The sequence below is a fragment of the Maribacter sp. genome (assembly GCF_039968975.1).
In the GTDB taxonomy this organism is placed as follows: domain Bacteria; phylum Bacteroidota; class Bacteroidia; order Flavobacteriales; family Flavobacteriaceae; genus Maribacter.
Map to the genome: position 1 here is coordinate 1 of NZ_JBDVOT010000068.1, position 9,209 is coordinate 9,209.

The following is a 9,209-nucleotide window of genomic DNA, read 5'->3' on the forward strand; positions in this document are numbered from 1 at the left end:
TTTATCGGCATACATACCGTAGACCAAGCCTAATTCATTATCGTAGACATATTGTTCATCTTTACCAGCATCAAAGTTTACATTGAAGACATAAACTTTTATTCCCGCGTCTCTTAATTGCAACATCAATTTCTTTTGACTAGCTATTATTCTTCTAGATACCGCAACATGCTTCACGTTATTTACTTTAAGAAAGTTTACTTTATCTCCTTTAATGGCTAATAAAGGTTCTTGAGATATCATGGTATGTATGCCATGCTCAGATGCTTTTTCTACTGCCATTACGCTAAATAGTTCCATTATTAAACGGTCTCTATCAACATAGGCATTAGCAAAGGCAATTGGGTCGTTTACCTTATCTGTAATCAATGTAGCATCTGGATGATTTTTAAACCACGTATTAATGCCGTCCATATCTAATGTGGTATAATTACCATATATCTTTTGCTTCATAAATTGTGCATGCGTAGGGGGTAGGCTTCCAGTATAATCTGTAAATCGTGCCCACATGTTCCAATCATGTGCCGCTACTAATTTACCGTCTGATGTTTCTATGATATCCAATTCAAAATTTCGGAATCCTTTTTTATAATTTTCATCTAAGGCATTTTTAGAGTTGGTAGATTTTACATCGTTAATCTCTCCACCTGCATGGGCAATGTATCTATCTATACTAGATTCAAATTCATAAACTTCCCTTGGAAAGTAAATTTCCTTGTTACCATTAGTATTAGTAATGTCTATAGTTTCAGTAATCGAATTATCATTTACCTGTTCGGTGATAGTACCATTAATGTTATGCATGATGTAGGCTTGTCTTCCTTTCAAGCTACTTAATTGTATAAAGCCCAATGTGCTCAATTGTTTTTCATACCCAATTAATTGTGCTGCTGCAGAATCATGTGCCAATATTGCAAATACTGCCTTAGCATCTATCATTTTAGTAAGTATTTCTATAAATGCCTGAACATCTTCTTTGCTGCCGTAGGTATCAAAAGTCTTAAATTCAAACGTATTCTCTGCCTGTAGATGTATAATAGTTAATCCACGTTCTATAGCTTCGGTTTGTGATGCATAGGTAAACGTGCTACGTTCGTGTGTATTAAAACTATGACTGTTTAAAACTAAGGTTGTCGCTTCTAAATTTTTAGTGGAAGGTGAAATGAGATGTGTACCATTTGCCTTTGCCGGACTGCCAATAAAAAGGAGGATAACTAGTACTATAAATTTATAGCTTAAAAGAATAGGGGAGAATCTCTTCATCTAAAATTAGTTTTGAGCTTTATCGTTAAATATATGGCATATTAGGCAGAAAATAATTGTTTACTTTCGAATTAGCCACAAGCCAATTTTTTTGCTTTAATTTTTCTTTTTTAATATCATATCAAAAAAATTGGCGACTGTACAAATAGACTACAACTTTTGGATTAAGCGATAATTGCCCAATTTGCTATATATAGTGTTATGCACTGCCTTTATCCACTTATTATTTCCACAATTGTTTTATTCTGTTCCGAAATCAGATGAGCATCTTTTTCATTCACAAAGAAATTCGAGTTAGTCCAATTATTAAAATCTTTACCCATATCTGCTAAATAATATTGACCTGAAATTTCAAAGTCTATCATTGCTAATTGAAATTTATGGATGTTATTCAAATCTATTATTGTTTGATTAAAAAAATCTTTTAATGCGGGCGGACATTTAGGGTTTTCATCCCAAGTTTTATATTCTTCTCCGAATAGTTGTTCAATTGTTTCTGTATAAAAACATATATCAAACCAATTAAATCCAGTTTCAATTGGTTCGTCTTCGTGTATATTAAGTGTTTTAAACGGAATTGATACGTTCTTTAAATTTAAAACCCACTCGTGTTCAAAAGTCTCAATTTCTATATTTGTTAACTCAAAGTTTCTATCAAATGGACCATCAACATTTTTAAGCGATTTAATATATTCTGTGTATTTTTTTATTGGTTTCATATTCGAACTCGGACAAACTTGAATAGTCAATTCGTAAAATCCACCAACTCGTAAACCTTTATTCAAATAGATGTCTTTTATTTTAGTCACCATGTTTTTTTGGGTTTTGGACTTTATCAAAGTTATAAGAATTATAAATAAATGGGCTTACTATAAAAACGTAGATGTATGTAAGGTATTGTAAACATATGGTTTAATGTGTTTTGGAATTGGTATTCATTTTATGTTCAAGAAAGAATATAGTTTAGATAACCTTGATTTAAAGGCTATTTCATCTTTTTATAGATGCTTTTGCTACGTAACTGCCTGTAAATAAGTCGATTTTAAAATTTATATCGATAAAATACCAACAAACAGGTTGAAATACACTCTTGAAACCCCTATGAAACCTAGTATTCATAGCTTTTCAATCTTAAACAACACTTTTTTATATGTTTTACAACAGTTTTAAATTGGTTCACCACAATTTGTTGTCACACTCTTAACATCGGTATATATTTACTTCAAGATTTAATAACCCAAATCAAGATTAACTTTTAACCCTACAATATGCTTTACGACACTTACGGAGAAGAATACTTAGTTTTTCTTCAAGATTTAAACGAAATTCTTAGTATCAACGAATTAGCTGAGTTGGACTATATGTAACCCAAATTATAACCTAAATAAATAATCCCATGGCACATCAAAATCAAGATTTTTCATCGTATCAAAATTTTATTCAGGATCTTAATAGCATCTTGGTAAATTTCAATATCAACAAATTAACATATTCTTAGTGTTCCCAAACATTAGGTAAAAAGAAAGCGCCCGTTAAAAACGGGCGCTTTCTTTTTTTAAAACAATAATACTATTTAGCCTAAATACGTTTTAAGCAATTTGCTTCTAGAGGCATGACGTAATTTACGAATTGCCTTTTCACGAATTTGTCTAACACGTTCTCTTGTTAAATCGAACGTTTGACCAATTTCTGCTAAAGTCATTGATTGTTGATCACCAATACCATAATAAAGCTTTACAACATCTGCCTCTCTTGGAGATAATGTATCTAACGCTCTATTGATCTCAGTATTTAATGACTGCTGTAATAAAATATTATCTGGTCTTGGAGATTCACCTGAACGTAAAACGTCATATAGGTTAGAATCTTCGCCTTCACGTAAAGGTGCATCCATAGATACGTGTCTACCTGAATTCTTAAGTGATTGTTTCACTTCAGAAACCGTCATTTCTAATTCTTTTGCAATTTCTTCTGGAGAAGGCGGACGTTCGTGAGCCTGCTCTAAGTAAGAAAATGTCTTTTTAATTTTATTGATCGATCCAATTTTGTTCAATGGTAAACGAACAACTCTAGATTGTTCAGCTAAAGCTTGTAGTATAGATTGTCTGATCCACCAAACGGCATAGGATATAAACTTAAATCCTCTTGTTTCATCAAATCTTTTTGCTGCTTTAACTAAGCCTAAATTTCCTTCATTAATTAAATCAGGTAATTTAAGACCTTGATTTTGGTATTGTTTTGCTACGGAAACCACGAACCTTAAGTTCGCTGTCGTTAATTTTTCCAAAGCTGCTTGACTACCTTCTCGAATCTTCTGCGCTAATTCTACCTCTTCATTCGCTGTAATCAAATCAATTTTACTGATATCTTGCAAGTATTTATCTAAGGATTTCGATTCACGATTCGTTACCTGCTTGATAATCTTTAGTTGCCTCATATGTTTGTTTCGAATTTAGAAGTTGTACAAGTTTACAGTATAGTGCAATTAATTCAATTTTCCTAATGAATTAGACTATACTTCTACAGCATTTATTAGCTTTAACAAAGATTTAAGCTTTTAGGCGGTTGTTTTTGTAAAGCTTATTTTTGAATATAGACACTGAATTTTTATGAGTAAAAGGGCATTAAAAACTTATCTAACCAAGCTTCCTAAAAAGGCACTTGAAGAACAAATACTAGAGCTTTACGAAAAATTCCCTGCCGTAAAAACCTATTATGATTTCGCTTTTAACCCCAAAGAAGATAAGTTGGTTCAAGATGCCAAGGCAAAAATATCCAATGAATATTTTCCATTGAAGCGACGAAGACCAAAAGCAAGACGTTCTGTTGCTCAGAAATTTATAAAGCATTTTATTAGGTTAGGGGTAGACCCTCACTTAATTGCAGATGTTATGTGCTATAATTTAGAAATTGCACAAACGTTCTCTATGGAGAAAAATGTGCCCGATTCTTTTTATAGAAGTATGCTCAATTCATTTAATGAAGTTATTCAGTTTACTACCGTTCAAGGAGTTTTCCCCGAATTCAGAGAGCGTATCCTAAAAATTTACACAGAAACCCAAAATCAAAAGTGGCTTTTTGAAGATGAATTCTCAAAGGCATTAGATATTATAGATTAACATATGGCAATAGTAGTTATAAGACAAGACAATAAAATTGAACTTTGGAAAAATGCATTACAGAATGCTGATAAGACTATAAAAGTATACAGCTATCTAGAAGACCACCCAAAAGAGGACATCACCATGGCGGTGATATGGAAACATCCTAGAGGTTCATTGTCCAGTTATCCTAATCTAAAATGTATAGCTTCGGCAGGCGCTGGTGTTGATTATATTTTTGAAGACGATACGCGCCCCAAAAACATTCCTATTACCCGTATTGTAGATCCATACCTTGCCGGTGATATGTCTGAACATGTGTTGGCGGTAATTTTAGCACATCTTAAAAACTTAAATACTTATAAATTAGATCAAGTAGCTAATGTTTGGGAGCCTAAAGATTATCTGAGAATTAAAGATGTTACTGTTGGTATTTTAGGTCTGGGAGAATTAGGTTCGCTTACGGCAAGCGATCTTTCCTCATGTAAGTTCAATGTACAGGGTTGGAGTAGAAGTAAAAAATCAATAGCAGGTGTAAAAACATTTTCTGGAGCAGAGGAACAAAAAGAATTTCTAAAATCTACTGATGTACTGGTGTGTCTTTTACCGTTAACCCCGGCAACAGAAGGTATTTTAAATAAAGAGCTTTTATCTCAGCTTCCTAAGAATGCATATGTCATTAATGTTGCCCGTGGTGGCCATATGGTTGATGATGATTTAATTGCTTTGTTAGATTCGCATCATTTATCCGGGGCTTGCCTAGATGTGTACCATACAGAACCATTACCTAAAAGTCATCCGTTCTGGAATCATAAAAAGGTACATATGACGCCACATTACGCTAGTGTTTCAGATACCAGTTCTGTAATTCCGCAGATAGTTGAAAATTATAAAAGGTTGACTACTGGAGAAAAATTGCAAAATCTAGTAGATTCTGACAAGGGATACTAAAATTGTTTTTTCAAGATTTTTATTTTTTAGACCCATAAAAATCTCATAATTTTATAAGGTTTTTGCATTATTAATATAAATAAACGCCTACAAACCTTTTGAAGCTACAAAACGATATTACTGAGAAAACCCTGTACGATTATCAAGAGGCAGATCTTCATTCTATTTTTAAATATTTAGAAGAGAATGGCGATAATTCTAACCTTCTTTACCAATTACCAACCGGTGGTGGTAAAACAGTAGTGTTTTCTGAAATAGCCAAACGCTATATTGCAAAGACCAATAAAAAGGTCATTGTTCTTACGCACCGTATAGAATTAAGTCAGCAGACTTCTAGAATGCTGAACGGTTTTGGTGTAAAGAACAAGATTATCAATAGCGAAGTTAAAGAATGGCAAGACCAAGACGAGTTTATGTGTTTTGTAGCCATGGTAGAAACGCTTAATAATAGGTTACAAGAAGAAAAGGTAGAAATCAATAATATAGGTCTTATTATTATTGATGAGGCACATTACAACTCATTCCGCAAACTTTTTAAATTCTTTGAGAACTCCGTAATCTTAGGGGTTACCGCAACTCCGTTGAGTTCCAATATTAAACTTCCCATGAAAGACAACTATAAAAAGTTGATTGTGGGCGAGTCTATTGAATCATTGATTCAGAAAAAGTTTCTGGCAAAGGCGAACATGTATAATTATGATGTAAGCCTACAAAGTTTAAAACTAGGTATTAGTGGTGATTATACGGTAAAGTCTTCAGATGAGCTTTACGGTAATCACAGTATGCTGAACAAGTTGGTTTCTGCATACAACGAAATAGCAAAAGGTACCAAGACCTTAATTTTTAATAATGGTATTAATACGTCTAGATACGTTTGTGAAACCTTTAGAAAAGCCGGTTATAACATTCGTCATCTAGATAATAAGAATAACGCCGCAGAGCGAAAAGAGATACTCAAGTGGTTTAAAGAAACGCCCGATGCCATTCTTACTTCGGTAAGTATATTGACCACCGGTTTTGATGAACCTAGTGTAGAGACCATTATTCTTAATCGTGCTACACGTTCGCTTACCCTTTATTTTCAGATGATCGGTCGTGGATCTAGATACCTTCCTCATAAAGAAGAATTCAATGTTATTGATATGGGGAACAATGTTGCCCGTTTTGGATTATGGAATGCCGGGATTGATTGGCAAGAGATTTTTCATTTTCCAGATTTCTATTTAGAGAATATCAAGAACGATGAAGAGATCGAACGTGAGTTTGTTTATGAAATGCCTGCAGATTTGCGTGCCGAATTTGCAAACTCTACCGATATAGATTTTGATATTAAAGAAGAATACAAGAAAAGCTTTGCCAACGGAGAAAAATCTAAACTGGTGTTGGAAAAAAGTATAGAACAGCATGCAAAAATTTGTGTAGAGAATTCTGAAGATGTTTTTGATGCCCGTATTCTAGCCAAAAAATTGAAGGAAGAAATCAAATATCGTGTTCGTCAATATTCCTACTGTATTATGAACAATACCAAGAACTACAAAGAATGGTTAGAGGAAGATTATGAGCGGAAATTACGTTCTAAGATTTCTAAGCTGTTCGCTGCCAAAATGTGATTTTTACTAGGGATTAGGTATTCAGAATTATCTCTTATCTGGTTATCAATTCTGTATTCTAATGAGGTCTTTATTATCTAATTTTGAAAAATAGACAAGGCGTTATCTAAATCGCCAGAAGTTGGTTAAATTCATGAGCTTGAATCACTAGAACGCTCTCAAACTAATGAAAAACAACTTACTCCCCTATATTCTTGTTCTAACAATTATCTTTTATGGCATTACCGGATATCATTTTTTAACAGGCTGGCATCCTCTTGTAATGATGTGTATTGCCATTATTATAGGTTTACTTATCAATTTAATAATTTACGGTCTCCTAACTGTTATTGGTAAGGCATTGGGAACTATTCCGTTGAAATCTACAACGGCTATACTTAGTACTATTGGTGTTTTAACCATCTTAAAATATTTTGGTTTTGGCTGGCCAACATTGTTTTATAGTGCCATCATAGCAATGGGTATGGTATTTTGCATTGCCTTATACAGGTATCAACTAAAACGAAACGTCTTTTCAAGTTTTTTCCTTTTCATCACCTTTATTGGTGTAGGGTATACATTCTATACCTTGTCAAATGATGGTACAGATCCGTACGAAAAGGAAACACCAATTGCTTTTGCAGAACAGAGTCAGTCGTTACTTCCAGAAGTGTCGTTCAATAATCCAGCTGCAGTAGGTCCTTATACCGTGAAAACATTTACCTATGGTAGTGGTACAGATGAGCAACGAGAAGAATTTTCAACAGGAGTAGCCTTTAAAACCAATGCTGTAGATGGCACATGGTTGATTCCTGATTGGAAGGATAAAAAGAAAAAATGGCGCGAACAATATTGGGGTTTTGGGGCTAAAAACTTTCCTTTAAATGGTAGGGTATATATGCCAGAGGGCGACGGACCTTTTCCTTTGACCTTAATTGTACATGGCAATCACAGCATGATAGATTACTCTGATGACGGCTATGGCTATTTGGGTAGTTTATTGGCAAGTAGGGGAATTATAGCTGTTTCTGTAGATGAGAATTTTCTGAACGGTCATTGGTCTGGAGATTTTAGGGGAAAAGAAATGCCTGCCCGTGCCTGGTTGTTGTTAAAGCATTTAGAGCAGTGGAGAAATTGGAATGGTGAAGTAGGGCATGAGCTTTCCAATAAAGTAGATATGGATAATATTATGCTCGTTGGGCATTCTCGTGGCGGTGAAGCGGTTTCTATTGCGGCAACCTATAATCCGCTACCTTATTTTCCTGATCAGGCTAAAGAGAAATTCAATTTTAATTTTAATATCAAAGGAGTCGTGGCTCTTGCGCCAACTGATTATAGGTATGATCGTAAAATAGTATTGAAAAACATCAATTTTTTGAGCATACAAGGTTCTTATGATGCTGATGAAGTTAGTTTTTGGGGCATGAGACCTTATCGCCGTTTGCAGTACACAGATTCTATTTCTCGATTTAAATCGGGTGTATATATTCATCATGCCAATCATGGACAGTTCAATGCTACTTGGGGAAACTCAGATTTTGGAGCTCCGTCTAAATGGTTATTGAATTTGCAACCCTTACTAAAAGAAGAAGAACAGCAAGAAGCTGCCAAAGTATTTATCAGCGCGTTTGCAGAGGCTTCTTTAAAAAACAATCAAGAATACCGTTCTATTTTTAAGAACGTCGCTAGTGCCAAAAAATGGTTGCCTGTAGAGCATTATCTAACTTCTTTTGAAGCTTCTAATTTTCATACCATTGCTGATTTTGAAGAAGATATAGATGTTACTACGGCAAAAGATAGTACGCAGATAACAGCTACGAATATGGCACTTTGGAAAGAGCAGAACTTACCGACGCGTGACAAAGGGAGCCAAGAAAATAATGCAGTTATTTTAGGCTGGGATTATGAGAATTCAAATTTGTCTACGGATAAAGCTGTTTATGATGTTAAGCTATCTAAGCAAGATTCACTTCTTATTTCAGCAAACGCCAGTTTACAATTTACTCTTGGGGCAGGCGACCATGAGTGGTTAGATGTTAATTTGACGGAAGAACAAAAGGAAGCGAATAAGAATGACGAGCCAAGAGAAGTTCCTCAATTAGATTTTACCATTCAGCTAACAGATGAATTTGGACAGACCAGTGCCATAAAAGTGAGCGATATAAAAGGTATTACCAAGCCGTTGAAAACCAGATTTACCAAGTTTAAGTTTTTAGATAAAGATATGATCGGTGATGATTGGGAGGTGCAATTGCAAACCTATCATTTTCCTATGGAAGTATTTACAAATAAGAATCCGGAATTT

At 34.2% G+C, this 9,209-nt stretch carries 7 protein-coding genes; 4 read left to right on the forward strand and 3 right to left on the reverse strand.

Annotated features, from left to right (window positions below; translation table 11 throughout):
- From ABJI11_RS04705 to ABJI11_RS04715, 3 genes are all read right to left on the reverse strand, one after another.
- The coding region (locus ABJI11_RS04705) for a hypothetical protein (protein WP_348349889.1) at nt 1–1,263 on the reverse strand (1,263 nt) is incomplete at its 3' end.
- Nucleotides 1,264–1,475: 212 nt separating this feature from the next.
- On the reverse strand, nt 1,476–2,075 hold the full coding sequence (locus tag ABJI11_RS04710; RefSeq protein WP_348349891.1) for a hypothetical protein: 600 nt from the start codon (nt 2,073–2,075) through the stop codon (nt 1,476–1,478).
- A 761-nt stretch (nt 2,076–2,836) separates the two neighbouring features.
- Nucleotides 2,837–3,700: an RNA polymerase sigma factor RpoD/SigA gene (locus ABJI11_RS04715; protein WP_036154298.1), complete on the reverse strand. Its 864-nt coding sequence runs from the start codon at nt 3,698–3,700 to the stop codon at nt 2,837–2,839.
- A 172-nt stretch (nt 3,701–3,872) separates the two neighbouring features.
- On the opposite strand from ABJI11_RS04715, the gene ABJI11_RS04720 reads away from it, so the two are divergent.
- From ABJI11_RS04720 to ABJI11_RS04735, 4 genes are all read left to right on the forward strand, one after another.
- Nucleotides 3,873–4,382, forward strand: coding sequence for a DUF6155 family protein (locus ABJI11_RS04720; protein ID WP_348349893.1), 510 nt, complete (start codon nt 3,873–3,875; stop codon nt 4,380–4,382).
- Nucleotides 4,383–4,385: 3 nt separating this feature from the next.
- Nucleotides 4,386–5,315: a glyoxylate/hydroxypyruvate reductase A gene (locus ABJI11_RS04725; RefSeq protein ID WP_348349895.1), complete on the forward strand. Its 930-nt coding sequence runs from the start codon at nt 4,386–4,388 to the stop codon at nt 5,313–5,315.
- A gap of 98 nt (nt 5,316–5,413) precedes the next feature.
- The gene (locus ABJI11_RS04730; RefSeq protein ID WP_348349897.1) at nt 5,414–6,925 is read left to right on the forward strand and encodes a DEAD/DEAH box helicase; all 1,512 of its coding nucleotides are present in this window, start codon (nt 5,414–5,416) and stop codon (nt 6,923–6,925) included.
- Nucleotides 6,926–7,091: 166 nt separating this feature from the next.
- Nucleotides 7,092–9,209: hypothetical protein (locus ABJI11_RS04735; protein WP_348349899.1), on the forward strand; the 2,118-nt coding region annotated here is incomplete at its 3' end.